At 54.6% G+C, this 16,615-nt stretch carries 15 protein-coding genes and 2 tRNA genes; 14 read left to right on the forward strand and 3 right to left on the reverse strand.

Annotation, left to right across the window (positions count from 1 at the left end):
* Positions 1 to 45: 45 nt before the first annotated feature.
* The 7 genes from rlmE (at position 46) to ABLV52_RS05760 (ending at position 6,185) form a co-directional block, all read left to right on the forward strand.
* Positions 46 to 675 carry a 23S rRNA (uridine(2552)-2'-O)-methyltransferase RlmE gene (gene rlmE / locus ABLV52_RS05730; RefSeq protein ID WP_008806638.1) on the forward strand — a complete coding sequence of 210 codons (630 nt, stop codon included), beginning with the start codon at positions 46 to 48 and terminating at the stop codon, positions 673 to 675.
* A 99-nt stretch (positions 676 to 774) separates the two neighbouring features.
* A complete protein-coding gene (gene ftsH / locus ABLV52_RS05735; protein WP_004206183.1) occupies positions 775 to 2,709 on the forward strand; it encodes an ATP-dependent zinc metalloprotease FtsH in 1,935 nt (644 codons plus the stop codon).
* 96 nt (positions 2,710 to 2,805) lie between these two features.
* A complete protein-coding gene (folP, locus tag ABLV52_RS05740) occupies positions 2,806 to 3,654 on the forward strand; it encodes a dihydropteroate synthase (protein ID WP_182962423.1) in 849 nt (282 codons plus the stop codon).
* The gene (glmM, locus tag ABLV52_RS05745) at positions 3,647 to 4,984 is read left to right on the forward strand and encodes a phosphoglucosamine mutase (protein WP_004206179.1); all 1,338 of its coding nucleotides are present in this window, start codon (positions 3,647 to 3,649) and stop codon (positions 4,982 to 4,984) included. The genes folP and glmM overlap by 8 nt, the downstream gene beginning before the upstream one ends.
* A 229-nt stretch (positions 4,985 to 5,213) precedes the next feature.
* Positions 5,214 to 5,543 carry a preprotein translocase subunit SecG gene (secG, locus tag ABLV52_RS05750; protein ID WP_002918369.1) on the forward strand — a complete coding sequence of 110 codons (330 nt, stop codon included), beginning with the start codon at positions 5,214 to 5,216 and terminating at the stop codon, positions 5,541 to 5,543.
* Positions 5,544 to 5,552: 9 nt separating this feature from the next.
* Positions 5,553 to 5,639 (forward strand) — tRNA-Leu (locus ABLV52_RS05755).
* A gap of 297 nt (positions 5,640 to 5,936) precedes the next feature.
* On the forward strand, positions 5,937 to 6,185 hold the full coding sequence (locus tag ABLV52_RS05760; protein ID WP_072420646.1) for a hypothetical protein: 249 nt from the start codon (positions 5,937 to 5,939) through the stop codon (positions 6,183 to 6,185).
* Between the two features lie 42 nt (positions 6,186 to 6,227).
* Here the strand turns inward: ABLV52_RS05760 and ABLV52_RS05765 are convergent, their stop codons facing one another.
* From ABLV52_RS05765 to argG, 3 genes are all read right to left on the reverse strand, one after another.
* A complete protein-coding gene (locus tag ABLV52_RS05765; protein ID WP_032454172.1) occupies positions 6,228 to 6,779 on the reverse strand; it encodes a YfaZ family outer membrane protein in 552 nt (183 codons plus the stop codon).
* Positions 6,780 to 7,127: 348 nt separating this feature from the next.
* Positions 7,128 to 7,757: a helix-turn-helix domain-containing protein gene (locus ABLV52_RS05770; RefSeq protein WP_348890137.1), complete on the reverse strand. Its 630-nt coding sequence runs from the start codon at positions 7,755 to 7,757 to the stop codon at positions 7,128 to 7,130.
* A 172-nt stretch (positions 7,758 to 7,929) separates the two neighbouring features.
* Positions 7,930 to 9,273 (reverse strand): argininosuccinate synthase, encoded by a 1,344-nt coding sequence (gene argG, locus ABLV52_RS05775; RefSeq protein ID WP_004144895.1) that lies wholly within the window; start codon positions 9,271 to 9,273, stop codon positions 7,930 to 7,932.
* Between the two features lie 307 nt (positions 9,274 to 9,580).
* Between argG and ABLV52_RS05780 the strand changes: the two genes are divergently transcribed.
* From ABLV52_RS05780 to rpsO, 7 genes are all read left to right on the forward strand, one after another.
* A tRNA-Met gene (locus ABLV52_RS05780) sits at positions 9,581 to 9,657 on the forward strand.
* 208 nt (positions 9,658 to 9,865) lie between these two features.
* Positions 9,866 to 10,318 carry a ribosome maturation factor RimP gene (gene rimP / locus ABLV52_RS05785; RefSeq protein ID WP_002918364.1) on the forward strand — a complete coding sequence of 151 codons (453 nt, stop codon included), beginning with the start codon at positions 9,866 to 9,868 and terminating at the stop codon, positions 10,316 to 10,318.
* Positions 10,319 to 10,345: 27 nt separating this feature from the next.
* On the forward strand, positions 10,346 to 11,833 hold the full coding sequence (gene nusA / locus ABLV52_RS05790; protein ID WP_002918252.1) for a transcription termination factor NusA: 1,488 nt from the start codon (positions 10,346 to 10,348) through the stop codon (positions 11,831 to 11,833).
* 24 nt (positions 11,834 to 11,857) lie between these two features.
* On the forward strand, positions 11,858 to 14,548 hold the full coding sequence (gene infB, locus ABLV52_RS05795; RefSeq protein ID WP_023291117.1) for a translation initiation factor IF-2: 2,691 nt from the start codon (positions 11,858 to 11,860) through the stop codon (positions 14,546 to 14,548).
* Between the two features lie 102 nt (positions 14,549 to 14,650).
* Positions 14,651 to 15,052 carry a 30S ribosome-binding factor RbfA gene (gene rbfA, locus ABLV52_RS05800; RefSeq protein WP_002918248.1) on the forward strand — a complete coding sequence of 134 codons (402 nt, stop codon included), beginning with the start codon at positions 14,651 to 14,653 and terminating at the stop codon, positions 15,050 to 15,052.
* Positions 15,052 to 15,996: a tRNA pseudouridine(55) synthase TruB gene (truB, locus tag ABLV52_RS05805; RefSeq protein WP_023291116.1), complete on the forward strand. Its 945-nt coding sequence runs from the start codon at positions 15,052 to 15,054 to the stop codon at positions 15,994 to 15,996. Before rbfA ends, truB begins: the two co-directional genes overlap by 1 nt.
* 147 nt (positions 15,997 to 16,143) lie before the next feature.
* Entirely contained in the window at positions 16,144 to 16,413 is a 270-nt protein-coding gene (gene rpsO / locus ABLV52_RS05810; RefSeq protein WP_002918244.1) for a 30S ribosomal protein S15, read from the forward strand.
* Positions 16,414 to 16,615 lie beyond the last annotated feature (202 nt).

The raw sequence follows: 16,615 nt of genomic DNA on the forward strand, positions 1-16,615 counted from the left end.
GATTTTTACGCAGTAAAGTACGATGAACCCGAACGGGAATGTTAAATGACAGGTAAAAAGCGTTCTGCCAGCTCAAGCCGCTGGCTTCAGGAACACTTTAGCGATAAATATGTTCAACAGGCACAGAAAAAGGGGTTACGTTCCCGTGCCTGGTTTAAACTTGATGAAATACAGCAAAGTGACAAAATTTTTAAGCCGGGGATGACGATAGTTGACCTCGGCGCTGCTCCCGGGGGCTGGTCGCAGTATGCGGTCACGCAGATCGGCAACAGCGGCCGCATCATCGCTTGCGATCTTTTACCAATGGATCCAATCGTTGGTGTGGACTTCCTTCAGGGCGACTTTCGTGATGAATTAGTCCTGAAAGCGTTACTTGAGCGAGTAGGCGACAGTAAAGTACAAGTGGTCATGTCCGATATGGCGCCGAATATGTGCGGAACACCGGCGGTGGATATTCCCCGGGCGATGTATCTGGTAGAACTGGCGCTTGAAATGTCTCGTGATGTATTAGCGCCAGGTGGTAGTTTTGTAGTGAAGGTGTTCCAGGGCGAAGGCTTCGATGAGTATCTTCGAGAAATTCGCTCCCTGTTTACGAAGGTCAAAGTTCGTAAGCCGGACTCTTCCCGCGCTCGTTCGCGTGAAGTGTATATTGTAGCGACCGGGCGTAAACCATAACCGGCAGATTTCAAATGAAAGTTTGAAAGAAACTGGATATAGCGTATCCTGACGCTGTTTTTAACACAGTTGTAATAAGAGGTTAATCCCTTGAGTGACATGGCGAAAAACCTAATACTCTGGCTGGTCATTGCCGTTGTGCTGATGTCAGTATTCCAGAGCTTTGGGCCCAGCGAGTCGAATGGCCGCAAGGTGGATTATTCTACCTTCCTGCAAGAGGTCAATCAGGACCAGGTTCGCGAAGCGCGTATCAACGGACGTGAGATCAACGTTACCAAGAAAGATAGTAACCGTTACACGACTTACATTCCGGTTAACGATCCGAAGCTGCTCGATAACCTGTTGACTAAAAACGTCAAAGTTGTTGGTGAACCACCAGAAGAGCCAAGCCTGCTGGCTTCCATCTTCATCTCCTGGTTCCCAATGCTGCTGTTGATCGGCGTCTGGATCTTTTTTATGCGGCAAATGCAGGGCGGCGGCGGAAAGGGCGCGATGTCCTTCGGCAAAAGCAAAGCCCGTATGCTGACGGAAGATCAGATCAAAACCACTTTTGCTGACGTTGCCGGGTGTGACGAAGCGAAAGAGGAAGTCGGCGAACTGGTGGAATACCTGCGTGAGCCGAGCCGCTTCCAGAAACTGGGCGGTAAGATCCCGAAAGGCGTCCTGATGGTCGGTCCTCCGGGTACCGGTAAAACGCTGCTGGCGAAAGCGATCGCTGGCGAAGCAAAAGTGCCGTTCTTTACTATTTCCGGTTCTGACTTCGTAGAAATGTTCGTCGGTGTTGGTGCATCCCGTGTGCGTGACATGTTCGAACAGGCTAAGAAAGCAGCGCCTTGCATCATCTTCATCGATGAAATCGACGCCGTCGGCCGCCAGCGTGGCGCCGGTCTTGGCGGTGGTCACGATGAACGTGAGCAGACCCTGAACCAGATGCTGGTTGAGATGGACGGCTTCGAAGGTAACGAAGGTATTATCGTTATCGCGGCGACTAACCGTCCGGACGTTCTTGACCCCGCGCTGCTGCGTCCGGGCCGTTTTGACCGCCAGGTGGTGGTTGGCCTGCCGGATGTTCGCGGTCGTGAGCAGATCCTGAAAGTGCATATGCGTCGCGTTCCGCTGGCGCCGGATATCGATGCGGCAATCATTGCTCGCGGTACCCCTGGCTTCTCTGGTGCGGACCTGGCCAACCTGGTCAACGAAGCGGCCCTGTTTGCTGCCCGCGGCAACAAACGCGTCGTATCGATGGTTGAGTTCGAAAAAGCGAAAGACAAAATCATGATGGGTGCGGAACGCCGCTCCATGGTGATGACGGAAGCGCAGAAAGAGTCCACCGCTTACCACGAAGCGGGCCACGCGATTATCGGTCGTCTGGTGCCGGAGCACGATCCGGTGCACAAAGTGACGATTATCCCGCGCGGTCGTGCGCTGGGTGTGACCTTCTTCCTGCCGGAAGGCGATGCGATCAGCGCCAGCCGTCAGAAACTGGAAAGTCAGATCTCCACCCTGTACGGCGGTCGTCTGGCGGAAGAGATTATCTACGGTCCGGAACATGTTTCTACCGGCGCGTCTAACGACATTAAAGTGGCGACGAACCTGGCGCGTAACATGGTGACCCAGTGGGGCTTCTCCGACAAACTTGGTCCGCTGCTGTACGCGGAAGAAGAGGGTGAAGTGTTCCTCGGCCGCAGCGTCGCGAAAGCGAAGCATATGTCCGATGAAACCGCGCGTATCATCGACCAGGAAGTGAAATCGCTGATTGAGCGTAACTACGGTCGTGCTCGCCAGCTGCTGAACGACAACATGGACATTCTGCACGCGATGAAAGATGCGCTCATGAAGTATGAGACCATCGATGCGCCGCAGATTGACGACCTGATGGCTCGTCGCGATGTTCGTCCGCCAGCGGGTTGGGAAGAACCCGGTTCTTCTAACAACTCTGACAACAATGGCACGCCTCGTGCGCCGCGTCCGGTCGATGAACCGCGTACGCCGAACCCGGGCAACACCATGTCAGAGCAGCTGGGCGACAAATAAGCTGCCGCTGTTGATGTCTTGTTTTAACCTTAAAACCCCGGGGCGCCCGCTCCGGGGTTTTTCTTTTTTAACCTCTTCAGTCTCAGGGATTTTGTGATGAAACTTGTAGCCCAGGGCTCAACCCTCGATCTCTCTCACCCCCACGTGATGGGTATTCTTAATGTGACGCCTGACTCCTTCTCCGATGGCGGCGCCCATAATTCGCTGATTGAGGCGGTGAAGCATGCCAATCTGATGATCAACGCCGGGGCGACCATCATTGATATCGGCGGTGAATCGACGCGGCCAGGGGCGGCTGAGGTTAGCGTGGAAGAGGAGCTTGCGCGGGTGATCCCGGTGGTGGAGGCTATCGCCCAGCGCTTTGAGGTGTGGATCTCCGTGGATACCTCCAAAGCGGAGGTTATCCGCGAATCCGCCCGGGCAGGGGCGCATATCATTAACGATATTCGTTCGCTGACCGAACCCGGCGCGCTGCAGGCTGCGGCGGACACCGGGCTGCCGGTGTGTCTGATGCATATGCAGGGACAGCCGAAAACCATGCAGGAGGCGCCGAAGTATGAGGATGTCTTCGCCGATGTGGAGCGCTTTTTTAATGAACACATCGTGCGCTGCGAACAGGCAGGGATCGCAAAAGAAAAATTGCTGCTCGACCCGGGATTCGGTTTCGGTAAAAATCTCACCCACAATTATCAACTGCTGGCCAGGCTGGGAGAGTTTCATCACTTTGGTCTGCCGCTGCTGGTCGGTATGTCGCGTAAGTCGATGGTAGGTCAGTTGCTGAACGTCGGGCCGTCGGAACGGCTGAACGGCAGCCTGGCGTGTGCCGTCATTGCAGCAATGCAGGGCGCGCAGATTATCCGCGTCCATGATGTCAAAGAAACGGTAGAAGCGCTGCGCGTGGTGGAAGCCACTCTCGCCGCTAAGGGAAAAAAACGTTATGAGTAACCGCAAGTATTTTGGCACCGATGGTATTCGTGGCCGCGTCGGCGATGCGCCGATCACTCCGGAATTTGTGCTTAAGCTCGGCTGGGCGGCGGGCAAAGTGTTAGCGCGTCACGGCTCGCGTAAAATTATCATCGGCAAGGATACCCGTATTTCGGGCTATATGCTGGAATCGGCGCTGGAAGCCGGGCTTGCGGCAGCGGGGCTCTCTGCGTCGTTCACCGGGCCAATGCCAACGCCGGCGATCGCCTACCTGACGCGCGCCTTTCGCGCCGAGGCGGGGATCGTCATCTCCGCTTCACATAACCCCTTCTACGACAACGGCATCAAGTTCTTCTCCATTGAGGGCACCAAGCTGCCGGATGATGTGGAAGAGGCGATTGAAGCCGAAATGGAGAAAGAACTCACCTGTGTGGACTCGGCTGAGCTGGGTAAAGCCAGCCGCATCGTCGATGCCGCGGGCCGCTACATTGAGTTTTGTAAAGGCACCTTTCCTAACGAACTGAGCCTCTCCACGCTGAAAGTGGTGGTGGACTGTGCGCACGGCGCAACCTACCACATCGCGCCCAATGTTTTCCGCGAGCTGGGCGCCCAGGTTATCGCGATGGGCTGCGAGCCTGACGGCCTCAACATCAACGAAGAGGTCGGGGCCACCGACGTGCGGGCGCTGCAGGCGCGCGTGCTGGCGGAAAAAGCCGATTTGGGCATTGCCTACGATGGCGATGGCGATCGGGTGATCATGGTTGACCACGAAGGCAATAAAGTCGATGGCGACCAGATCCTCTACATCATCGCCCGGGAAGGGCTGCGTCAGGGACAGCTGCGCGGCGGCGCCGTCGGTACGCTGATGAGCAATATGGGCCTGGAGCTGGCGCTCAAGCAGCTGGGCATCCCGTTTGCCCGCGCTAAGGTGGGTGACCGCTATGTGCTGGAGATGCTCCAGGAAAAAGGCTGGCGCATCGGTGCGGAAAACTCCGGCCATGTGATCCTGCTGGATAAAACCACCACCGGCGATGGCATCGTCGCCAGTTTGCAGGTGGTTGCGGCGATGGTACGTAACCACATGAGCCTGCATGACCTGTGCAGCGGCATGAAGATGTTCCCTCAGCTGCTGGTGAATGTGCGCTTTACCGAGGGCAGCGGTAACCCTCTGGAGAATGAGCATGTCAAAGCGGTGACCGCAGAAGTGGAAGCGGCGTTAGGTAAGCGTGGCCGCGTCCTGCTGCGTAAATCGGGTACGGAACCGCTGATCCGCGTCATGGTGGAAGGCGAGCATGAAGATCAGGTGCACGAGTTTGCGCATCGCATCGCCGAAGCGGTAAAAAGCGTCTAAGCTTGTCGGCTAAGTGGTTAAAAAGGCGGCGCTTGCCGCCTTTTTTATGATCGAATACCGGCTTTTTGCTGTTTTTTTCTGCAGTTGATACAATGTGTCGAAATTGCCCTTGCGAAGGTCATTCGCTTTGGTTAGTATTCACACCCGCTTCAGTGGGAAACGTTAAAACGTCCCGCTTTATTGGTCGAAGCACTTGGTATGCGGCGAATCCGCAAGGAACAGGTTGATTATGTACGAAGCTCTTTTGGTTGTTTTCCTTATTGTAGCGATTGGCCTCGTAGGTCTGGTTATGCTGCAGCAAGGTAAAGGCGCTGATATGGGAGCCTCCTTCGGTGCAGGCGCTTCCGGCACACTGTTTGGGTCCAGCGGTTCTGGTAACTTCATGACCCGTATGACCGGCATCCTGGCTGCGCTGTTCTTCATCATCAGTCTGGCGCTGGGTAACATCAACAGCAACAAGACCAGTAAAGGAAGTGAGTGGGATAACCTGAGCGCGCCGAAAACAGAGCAAACTCAGCCAACTGCGCCGGCTCAGCCGACCAGCGATATCCCGCACTAAGTATTCTGTACCGAGGTGGTGGAATTGGTAGACACGCTACCTTGAGGTGGTAGTGCCCTAACGGGCTTGTGGGTTCGAGTCCCATCCTCGGTACCAATATTCCAGAAAAAAGACGCTGAAAAGCGTCTTTTTTTGTTTTTATCCCCGCCGGTCATTTATTAATAAACATCTCTTCACTGGCTCCCGCCTTTTACTGTCGTTAAAGTCGCCACGTCTAATCAACAGAGGTGAAGTGACACAATGAACAAGATCGGGTTGCTTATCGTCGCCGGCGCGCTCGGTTTAGCGGGATGCAGTTCAACATCGCCATCCAAAACGGTGGAGACGATTAATGCGCTAACCGTACCGGTATCATACAGTGAGCCTGGCGTTGCAGCGAACAATGCCCAGGCGGTGACGCGCTATTTCCAGGACAATACGGCACTGATTGGCCGCCTTAACCATTCATTGAAAAGCCATTATCTGCAGGATGTTGAGCGCCGCGATGTGTTCGACAGACACAGCGAGGCGTATCAGGTGTATGGCGCTCTGACCCGCCTGGAGCAGATGGCGTCTATGAATGAGGTTTACCGCAAAGAGAATAATGTTGCTGGCCTGCAGGAGATTAACCGCGTACTGAAAAGCGTGCCGCAGGCCAGTTAAGAATGAAGCAGGGACTGCCGGATGGCAATCCCTGTGCATGGATTAAAAGCGGAAGTTAACCCCGGCGTAGGCCCCGTCGGCGAGGGTGTTGTCGCGATGGCCGTCTTTCCCCGCCATATCGATATATCGATAGCCTGCTTCGATATTCAGCGACGGCAGCACGTTAAGGCGTACCCCGGCATTGGCCTCCACATAATCATCGACGCCGCTGGACATCGAGTCCGGCGAGTAATAGCCCTCACCGAAGAGCGTGAAGTACTGGCCGAGAGGGAGCTCTGCTCCGCCACCCGCGGCGATGGCGTAGCCTTCATCCCCATCTTTAGGGTTCAGATAGATGCCTTTACCGCCCAGCGTCATCAGGAAAGGCCCGAGGTTGAAGTTATAACCCATACCCAGTCCAATGGTGTCGCCGTCATTGTCACTATGCGCCCACTGGGTATTGAACGTCATTCCAGGTTCCCCGGCGCCAAAGCTGGCAGACAGATTGGTAAACTCGCTACCGGCTTCACCATGCAGATTAACGGATGCGCAGGCGGCGCCGCTGGCCCCCACAGCGATCATCAGGGCTACCATTTTTGGAGCAATAGACTTCATTGTTGAATTCCTTCAGATAAAAAAAAGCCCGATACGGGTGTTCGGGCAAAATTAACGGGTTTTTGGATCTCATCGTTATGGTCGAGCAGGCGGTAGGAGAGGGGATCAACTCCCGCTACCGCTGCTCACGCCTGGCCGATTGCCGGCGGCATATCCTGCACCTGCGCAGGCCCGGCGATGCACGCCTTGTATGGCTGTCTGCTGGTCGTGCCCGGCACAGGATGTCCTCCGGTAACTCAGGTAGTTAGCTTAAAATTATTTTTTTGTTACCGTTAGCGTTTATTGGTTTAAATTTAAACAACTTCAGCTGTGAGATGAATAGCCACAAATGACAGAGGTTGGCGCGAGTCAGAATTTTTCAGGAAGTGAGGCAATGCTTTGTAAATAACCCCCCCGGGCAAAGGCAATATAACCGCCTTTCTTTAAGGCTGACAAGACATTAAGAATACTGCTGCGTGAGAGATGAGTCCGGTCCTGAATATATTCAAGAATAGATACGCGCTGTCGTGTCTCTTCAGTTAAGAGCATCATTTCCAGCAGATGGTTACGGATCACCGAATAGGTTCGCTGTTGCAAGACCAAATCGTCACGATACACCATATACGAGGTATGATAGGCCAGCAGGATTGTCACTTCTTCCCACAGATTATGCTGACGAAATAGCGCCGACGCCAGATCGGAGTCGATACGCAGCAGCTCGGATGAGACCTCTGCACGCAGGCTATGACTGCGGCTGGGCTGCAGCATTTCCGCCACGCCGAAAAGGTGGGGTTCATAGACGGTCACCATCAAGAGCCTGTCGGAATTACGAATAATCGACAACTCGCCTTTTTTAAAAATAAAGAGCTGGGTTTTGCCTTTATATTCCCACGTGAGTCTTTTTCTGGCGATCGCGTTAACGGGCGTCGCGTGTGGCTCAAGCACATCGATCAATCGGTCAATGGCCTTCTGCGGCCTGATAGGCGGTTTAATATTCATGATGTTTATCACCAGATACGAATTAATCAATTGAGGATATTATAGTCAACAATTTTGCTGACCAGGCGATAAGGAAATAATGCCTCTTTTCGAATTTTCTGGTGCGGACTGGTAACAAAAAATAAAAAAGCCGGCGGAGAGCCGCCGGCAGAGAGCAAACATCGTCAGGCGATTATTTGCCTTTGTTTTCCAGATTTTCAACCTGCGGTAAACCCGTCGCTGAGGAGGCGCTCAGCAGGCCAGACTGCGCGTAGCCGAACAGCTTCTCGCGGGTATCGGTGATATCCAGATTACGCATGGTCAGCTGGCCGATACGGTCTTCAGCGGTAAACATGGAATCGCCTTTTTCCATGGTCAGACGCTCTGCTTTATAGGTCAGGTTGTCTGATACCGTATTGAGGATCGAGTAGTCGTTGCCGCGACGCAGCTCAAGGGTGACTTCGCCGGTGATCTGGCTGGCGACCCAGCGCTGCAGCGAATCACGCAGCATCAGCGCCTGGGAATCGAACCAGCGGCCCTGATACAGCAGACGGCCCAGCTGGCGACCGTGAGCGTGATATTGCTCAATAGTATCTTCGTTATGAATACCGGTCAGCAGACGCTCATAAGCGATATGCAGCAGCGCCATCCCCGGGGCTTCATAAATGCCGCGGCTTTTCGCTTCGATAATCCGGTTTTCGATCTGGTCGCTCATGCCCAGGCCGTGACGACCGCCGATGCGGTTGGCTTCCAGCATCATCTCGACGTCATCGGCGAAGGTTTTGCCATTAAGCGCTACCGGGTGACCCTGCTCAAAGCGTACGGTGACCTCTTCCGCAGGGATCTTCACGTTTTCGTCCCAGAACTTCACGCCCATAATCGGGTTGACGATCTTGACGCTGGAATTCAGAAACTCCAGATCTTTCGCTTCGTGGGTAGCGCCGAGCATGTTGGAGTCGGTGGAATAGGCTTTCTCGACCGACATCTTGTAGTCAAAGCCGCAAGCGATCATAAATTCGGACATTTCGTGACGGCCGCCGAGTTCATTGATGAAATCGCTGTCCAGCCACGGTTTGTAGATCTGCAGTTCAGCGTTGGTCAGCAGGCCGTAGCGATAGAAACGTTCGATATCGTTGCCTTTATAGGTGCTGCCATCGCCCCAGATGTTGACGCCGTCTTCTTTCATTGCCGCTACCAGCATGGTGCCGGTGACCGCGCGGCCCAGCGGCGTGGTGTTGAAGTAGGTCAACCCGCCGGTGGTGTTATGGAAAGCGCCACACTGAATCGCGGCGATCCCTTCTGCGACCAGCTGTTTGCGGCAGTCGATCAGACGGGCGCCTTCGGCGCCGTACTCTTTCGCGCGGCGCGGAATAGCATCGTAATCGTCTTCGTCCGGTTGACCCAGGTTAGCGGTATATGCATAAGGCACGGCGCCTTTTTTGCGCATCCATAACAGCGCGGCGCTGGTATCCAGTCCACCAGAGAAAGCGATACCAATACGTTGACCAACCGGGAGATGCTTGAGAATCGTCGTCATAAAATAAAACCCTGCTCGATAGACTGTGGTGAGTTCGACTCAACAACCTTAACTGCATTTTTATGCATTAATTGTGAGTATTCATTTAACCATCTTTTACTGGTGACAGGAAGGGCTTCATCATCTTTTTGCTAAAAAAGCCTGAAATACCAGCACAAACGGCAATCGGGGGCGATAAAATGCATGTTGACAAAATATACTAATTGTCGTTACAATTCATCCCGATTTTATGTCCCGTCTTCGGTACCAAATCCCAGCAGTATTTGCGTCTTTTGCTCAAAAAGAGTAAAATATGCCACGTTTCAGGCGCGGGGTGGAGCAGCCTGGTAGCTCGTCGGGCTCATAACCCGAAGGTCGTCGGTTCAAATCCGGCCCCCGCAACCACTTTCCCATTAAGTACTTTTTCAAATATACTGTGAGGACTAGGTGTCCTTCGTAGCCGAATTTGAAAGAATTCTTGCGGAAGGTGTTCCAGATCGCCATGGCGATCTCAGGGTTCAGTTATCTAAAGCCCCGATTTATCGGGGTTTTTTGTTATCTGACTTCAGAATAACTGGGCTATACGCCCTTTTTTTATGTCTTGGGGGTGGGTTTGTCCACATTAGAGCAAAAATTGACAGAGATGCTCACTGCGCCGGTTGAAGCGCTTGGCTTTGAGCTGGTCGGCATCGAATTTATTCGCGGTCGCACATCCACACTGCGCATCTATATTGATAGTGAAGATGGCATCAACGTTGATGATTGTGCTGATGTGAGCCACCAGGTAAGCGCCGTCATGGATGTCGAAGACCCGATCACTGTCGCTTACAACCTGGAAGTCTCTTCGCCTGGTCTCGACCGTCCGATGTTCACCGCCGAACACTATCAACGTTTCACTGGCGAAGAAGTTGCGCTGGTGCTGCGCATGGCGGTTCAGAACCGTCGCAAATGGCAGGGCATTATCAAAGCGGTAGACGGTGAAATGATCACGGTAACCGTCGAAGGCAAAGATGAAGTGTTCGCGCTGAGTAACATCCAGAAGGCGAACCTGGTTCCCCACTTTTAACAGTCTGGATTGAGGTGAAAGGCCCCGATGAACAAAGAAATTTTGGCTGTTGTTGAAGCCGTTTCCAACGAAAAAGCGCTGCCGCGTGAGAAAATTTTCGAAGCGCTGGAAAGCGCGCTGGCAACGGCCACCAAGAAAAAATACGAACAAGAGATCGACGTTCGCGTTGAAATCGACCGCAAGAGTGGCGATTTCGACACTTTCCGTCGCTGGCTGGTTGTAGAAGAAGTCACCCAGCCGACGCGCGAGATCACGCTGGAAGCCGCGCGTTTCGAAGATGAAAGCATGAACGTCGGCGACTACGTCGAAGATCAGATTGAATCTGTCACCTTCGACCGCATCACCACCCAGACCGCTAAACAGGTTATCGTGCAGAAAGTTCGCGAAGCCGAGCGCGCGATGGTGGTCGATCAGTTCCGCGAGCACGAAGGTGAGATCATCACCGGCGTGGTGAAAAAAGTGAACCGCGACAACATCACTCTGGATCTGGGCAACAACGCTGAAGCCGTGATCCTGCGTGAAGATATGCTGCCGCGTGAAAACTTCCGTCCGGGCGACCGCATTCGCGGCGTACTGTACGCCGTCCGTCCGGAAGCGCGTGGCGCCCAGCTGTTCGTGACCCGTTCCAAACCTGAGATGCTGATCGAACTGTTCCGCATCGAAGTGCCGGAAATCGGTGAAGAAGTGCTGGAGATCAAAGCGGCAGCTCGCGATCCGGGCTCTCGTGCCAAAATCGCGGTGAAAACCAACGACAAGCGTATCGACCCGGTTGGCGCTTGCGTCGGTATGCGCGGCGCGCGCGTGCAGGCGGTATCCACCGAGCTGGGCGGCGAGCGTATCGATATCGTCCTCTGGGATGATAACCCGGCGCAGTTCGTGATTAACGCTATGGCGCCGGCAGACGTCGCGTCCATCGTGGTGGATGAAGATAAACACACCATGGATATCGCGGTAGAAGCGGGCAACCTGGCGCAGGCGATTGGCCGTAACGGTCAGAACGTCCGCCTGGCCTCGCAGCTTAGCGGCTGGGAACTCAACGTGATGACCGTTGACGATCTGCAGGCTAAGCACCAGGCGGAAGCGCATGCCGCTATCGATACCTTCACCAAATATCTCGATATTGATGAAGATTTCGCGACAGTGCTGGTTGAAGAAGGCTTCTCCTCACTGGAAGAGCTGGCCTATGTGCCGATGAAAGAACTGCTGGAAATCGACGGTCTGGATGAAGCCACCGTTGAAGCACTTCGTGAGCGTGCGAAAAACGCACTGACTACGCTGGCGCTGGCTCAGGAAGAAAGCCTGGGAGATAACAAACCTGCCGATGATCTGTTGAATCTCGAAGGTCTGGATCGTGCCCTGGCATTCAAACTGGCTGCCCGTGGTGTTTGTACGCTGGAAGATCTCGCCGAGCAGGGCGTTGATGACCTGGCTGATATCGAAGGGATGACCGACGAGAAAGCTGGCGAGCTCATCATGGCCGCTCGCAACATTTGTTGGTTCGGCGACGAAGCGTAATAAACTGTAGCAGGAAGGAACAGCATGACAGATGTGACTATTAAAGCGCTGGCCTCAGAGATTCAGACCTCTGTGGATCGCCTGATACAGCAATTTGCTGACGCAGGCATCCGCAAAACGGCTGATGATTCTGTGACCTCGCAAGAGAAACAAACTTTGTTGACGCACCTGAACCGTGAGCACGGTTCGGCGCCAGACAAGCTGACGTTACAGCGTAAGACGCGCAGTACGTTGAATATTCCAGGTACCGGTGGAAAGAGTAAATCGGTACAAATCGAAGTCCGCAAGAAACGCACCTTTGTGAAACGCGATCCGCAAGAGGCTGAACGCCTGGCCGCGGAAGAGCAGGCGCAGCGTGAAGCGGAAGAGCAGGCCCGTCGTGAAGCTGAAGAAGCAGCGAAACGCGAGGCGCAATTAAAAGCTGAACGTGAGGCCGCAGAACAAGCTAAACGTGAAGTCGCTGATAAAGCGAAACGTGAAGCTGCGGAAAAAGACAAAGTGAGCAATCAACATACCGACGAAATGACCAAAACCGCCCAGGCTGAAAAGATCCGTCGCGAGAACGAAGCCGCGGAACTGAAGCGCAAATCGGAAGAAGAAGCACGCCGCAAACTTGAAGAAGAAGCGCGCCGTGTAGCGGAAGAAGCACGCCGTATGGCAGAAGAAAACGAAAAAAATTGGTCTGAAACTTCAGACAGCCCGGAAGACACCAGCGACTATCACGTCACCACATCACAGCATGCACGTCAGGCTGAAGATGATAACGATCGTGAAGTCGAAGGCGGCCGCAGCCGCAGCCGTAGCAGCAAAGCGGCGCGTCCGGCGAAGAAAGGCAACAAACACGCTGAATCTAAAGCCGATCGTGAAGAAGCCCGTGCGGCCGTTCGCGGCGGCAAAGGCGGTAAGCACCGTAAAGGTTCCGCTCTGCAGCAGGGCTTCCAGAAGCCGGCGCAGGCCGTTAACCGTGACGTCGTGATCGGCGAAACCATCACCGTTGGCGAACTGGCTAACAAGATGGCGGTGAAAGGTTCGCAGGTCATCAAAGCGATGATGAAGCTGGGCGCCATGGCGACCATCAACCAGGTCATCGACCAGGAAACCGCACAGCTGGTTGCCGAAGAGATGGGCCACAAAGTTATCCTGCGTCGTGAAAACGAGCTGGAAGAAGCGGTAATGAGCGACCGTGACACCGGCGCGGCGGCTGAACCGCGCGCACCGGTTGTGACCATCATGGGTCACGTTGACCACGGTAAAACCTCGCTGCTGGACTACATTCGTTCCACTAAGGTTGCCTCCGGCGAAGCGGGTGGTATTACCCAGCACATCGGTGCTTACCATGTAGAAACCGACAACGGCATGATCACCTTCCTGGATACCCCGGGCCACGCCGCGTTTACCTCCATGCGTGCTCGTGGTGCGCAGGCGACGGATATCGTGGTTCTGGTGGTGGCGGCAGACGACGGCGTGATGCCGCAGACTATCGAAGCTATCCAGCACGCCAAAGCGGCGCAGGTGCCGGTGGTGGTTGCGGTGAACAAGATCGATAAGCCTGAAGCCGATCCGGACCGTGTGAAGAACGAACTGTCCCAGTACGGCATCCTGCCGGAAGAGTGGGGCGGCGAGAGCCAGTTCGTCCACGTCTCCGCGAAAGCCGGTACCGGTATCGACGACCTGCTGGACGCGATCCTGCTGCAGGCTGAAGTACTCGAGCTGAAAGCGGTCCGTAACGGGATGGCGAGCGGCGCGGTGATCGAATCCTTCCTTGATAAAGGTCGTGGTCCGGTCGCTACCGTTCTGGTTCGCGAAGGTACTCTGCACAAGGGCGATATCGTTCTGTGCGGCTTCGAATACGGTCGTGTGCGTGCGATGCGTGACGAACTGGGTCGCGAAGTGCTGGAAGCGGGTCCGTCCATTCCGGTGGAAATCCTCGGCCTGTCCGGTGTGCCGGCTGCCGGTGATGAAGTGACCGTGGTTCGTGACGAGAAAAAAGCGCGTGAAGTGGCGCTGTATCGTCAGGGCAAATTCCGTGAAGTTAAGCTGGCGCGTCAGCAGAAATCTAAACTGGAAAACATGTTCGCTAACATGACCGAAGGCGAAGTTCACGAAGTGAACATCGTGCTGAAAGCGGACGTACAGGGTTCTGTCGAAGCGATTTCCGATTCCTTACTGAAACTGTCTACCGACGAAGTGAAAGTGAAGATCATCGGTTCCGGCGTAGGTGGTATCACCGAAACCGACGCCACCCTGGCTGCAGCATCCAACGCGATTCTGGTTGGCTTCAACGTTCGTGCCGATGCCTCTGCGCGTAAAGTTATCGAAGCGGAAAGCCTGGATCTGCGTTACTACTCCGTCATCTATAACCTGATCGACGAAGTGAAAGCGGCGATGAGCGGCATGCTGTCTCCGGAACTGAAACAGCAGATCATCGGTCTGGCTGAAGTGCGTGATGTCTTTAAATCGCCGAAATTCGGCGCCATCGCGGGCTGTATGGTTACCGAAGGGACGATCAAACGTCACAACCCAATCCGCGTGCTGCGTGACAACGTGGTTATCTATGAAGGCGAGCTGGAATCCCTGCGCCGCTTCAAAGATGACGTTAACGAAGTCCGTAACGGCATGGAATGTGGTATCGGTGTGAAGAACTACAACGACGTTCGCGTTGGCGATATGATCGAAGTGTTCGAAATCATCGAAATCCAGCGTAGCATCGATTAATCATCGGATGGCTAAGCCGCCGGGGAAGCGAAGCGCCACCCGGCAATCATTTTAAAAAGGGGCTTTAGGCCCCTTTTTTGTCTTTATTCTGGAGAATTTATTATGGCGAAAGAATTTGGTCGCCCGCAGCGCGTGGCCCAGGAGATGCAAAAAGAGATTGCTATCATCCTGCAGCGTGAAATCAAAGACCCGCGTCTGGGCATGATGACCACCGTTTCCGGTGTGGAAATGTCCCGTGACCTGGCCTATGCCAAGGTGTATGTCACCTTCCTCAACGACAAAGATGAAGCCGCAGTGAAAGCGGGCATCAAAGCGTTGCAGGAAGCCTCTGGCTTTATCCGCTCTTTGCTGGGGAAAGCGATGCGCCTGCGCATCGTGCCGGAGCTGACCTTCTTCTACGACAACTCACTGGTGGAAGGTATGCGTATGTCCAACCTGGTCACCAGCGTGGTGAAACACGACGATGAGCGTCGTGTGAACCCGGACGACAGCAAGGAGGACTGATGAGTCGTCCTCGTCGTCGCGGCCGCGACGTGCACGGCGTATTGCTGCTGGATAAGCCTCAGGGCGCCTCCAGCAACGATGTGCTGCAGAAAGTAAAGCGTATATATAACGCCAACCGCGCCGGACACACCGGCGCGCTGGATCCGCTGGCGACCGGTATGCTGCCGATCTGCCTTGGCGAAGCGACCAAGTTTTCCCAATACCTGCTGGACTCCGATAAGCGCTACCGCGTGATAGCTAAACTTGGCCAGCGCACCGATACCTCCGATGCCGATGGCCAGGTGGTGGAAGAGCGCCCGCTGACCTTTAGCGACGAACAGCTGGCGGCGGCGCTGGACAGCTTCCGCGGCGAGACGCAGCAGGTGCCGTCGATGTATTCGGCGCTGAAATATCAGGGCAAGAAGCTGTACGAATATGCCCGTCAGGGGATTGAGGTCCCGCGTGAAGCTCGGCCGATTACCGTTTATGAGCTGCTGTTTATTCGCCATGAAGGCGATGAACTGGAGCTGGAGATCCACTGCTCGAAAGGCACCTACATCCGGACGATTATCGATGATTTAGGTGAGAAGCTCGGCTGCGGCGCGCACGTGATTTTCCTGCGTCGCCTGGCGGTGAGCAAATACCCGGTTGAGCGGATGGTGACCCTCGAGCAGCTGCAGGCGCTGGTCGATCAGGCGGCGGCGCAGGATATTCCTGCCGCGCAGCTGCTCGATCCGCTGCTGATGCCGATGGACAGCCCGGCGTCGGACTATCCGCTGGTGACGATCCCGGAGACCTCCGCGGTCTACTTTAAAAACGGCAACCCGGTACGTCAGTCAGGCGCGCCGCTTAACGGGCTGGTGCGGGTGATGGAAAGCGAATCCGGCAAGTTTCTCGGCATGGGCGAAATTGACGATGAAGGCCGCGTGGCGCCGCGTCGTCTGGTGGTGGAATACCCGGCGTAAGCGCTTTTCTTGCGATAAAAGCCTGCTACGAGTAGAATATCGCCGCTTAACGTCCGCTAAAGTGTTTTAACATTTTCGGGCGTTGCATCAGGGGTCGCTGAATTAGAGATCGGCACCCTTTCTTTCTTTTAATTTTGGAGTTCTAAAATGTCTCTAAGCGTTGAAGCTAAAGCAAAAATCGTTTCTGAGTTTGGTCGTGGCGAAAACGACAGCGGTTCTACCGAAGTTCAGGTTGCACTGCTGACTGCACAGATCAACCACCTGCAGGGCCACTTTGCAGAGCACAAAAAAGATCACCACAGCCGTCGTGGTCTGCTGCGCATGGTTTCTCAGCGTCGTAAACTGCTCGACTACCTGAAACGTAAAGATGTTGCACGTTACTCTGCGCTGATCGAGCGTCTGGGTCTGCGTCGCTAATTCTGCGAGTTTCAGAAAAAGGGGCCTGACGGCCCCTTTTTTCGACCGGGCGGCAGCAATTCATTCAAAACTCATGTATTGTTGCTAGTAATGATCTTCATGCAGAGGTTCGCGCGGCTAATGAGAGGCTTCATCCGCAGGGGCGGGTAAAGGTTGTCATTAGTCGCGAGGATGCAGAGGATCGGGTCAATAGACGCTATGT

It is taken from the genome of Klebsiella sp. GB_Kp056 (genome assembly GCF_040064755.1).
In the GTDB taxonomy this organism is placed as follows: Bacteria; Pseudomonadota; Gammaproteobacteria; order Enterobacterales; family Enterobacteriaceae; genus Klebsiella; species Klebsiella quasipneumoniae.

Bases quoted from the DNA above. Each gene is read 5' to 3' on its own strand.
- rlmE (WP_008806638.1), top strand. From the start codon at position 46: ATGACAGGTAAAAAGCGTTCTGCCAGCTCAAGCCGCTGGCTTCAGGAA.
- ftsH (WP_004206183.1), top strand. From the start codon at position 775: ATGGCGAAAAACCTAATACTCTGGCTGGTCATTGCCGTTGTGCTGATG.
- folP (WP_182962423.1), top strand. From the start codon at position 2,806: ATGAAACTTGTAGCCCAGGGCTCAACCCTCGATCTCTCTCACCCCCAC.
- glmM (WP_004206179.1), top strand. From the start codon at position 3,647: ATGAGTAACCGCAAGTATTTTGGCACCGATGGTATTCGTGGCCGCGTC.
- secG (WP_002918369.1), top strand. From the start codon at position 5,214: ATGTACGAAGCTCTTTTGGTTGTTTTCCTTATTGTAGCGATTGGCCTC.
- ABLV52_RS05765 (WP_032454172.1), bottom strand. From the start codon at position 6,779: ATGAAGTCTATTGCTCCAAAAATGGTAGCCCTGATGATCGCTGTGGGG.
- ABLV52_RS05770 (WP_348890137.1), bottom strand. From the start codon at position 7,757: ATGAATATTAAACCGCCTATCAGGCCGCAGAAGGCCATTGACCGATTG.
- argG (WP_004144895.1), bottom strand. From the start codon at position 9,273: ATGACGACGATTCTCAAGCATCTCCCGGTTGGTCAACGTATTGGTATC.
- nusA (WP_002918252.1), top strand. From the start codon at position 10,346: ATGAACAAAGAAATTTTGGCTGTTGTTGAAGCCGTTTCCAACGAAAAA.
- infB (WP_023291117.1), top strand. From the start codon at position 11,858: ATGACAGATGTGACTATTAAAGCGCTGGCCTCAGAGATTCAGACCTCT.
- rbfA (WP_002918248.1), top strand. From the start codon at position 14,651: ATGGCGAAAGAATTTGGTCGCCCGCAGCGCGTGGCCCAGGAGATGCAA.
- truB (WP_023291116.1), top strand. From the start codon at position 15,052: ATGAGTCGTCCTCGTCGTCGCGGCCGCGACGTGCACGGCGTATTGCTG.
- rpsO (WP_002918244.1), top strand. From the start codon at position 16,144: ATGTCTCTAAGCGTTGAAGCTAAAGCAAAAATCGTTTCTGAGTTTGGT.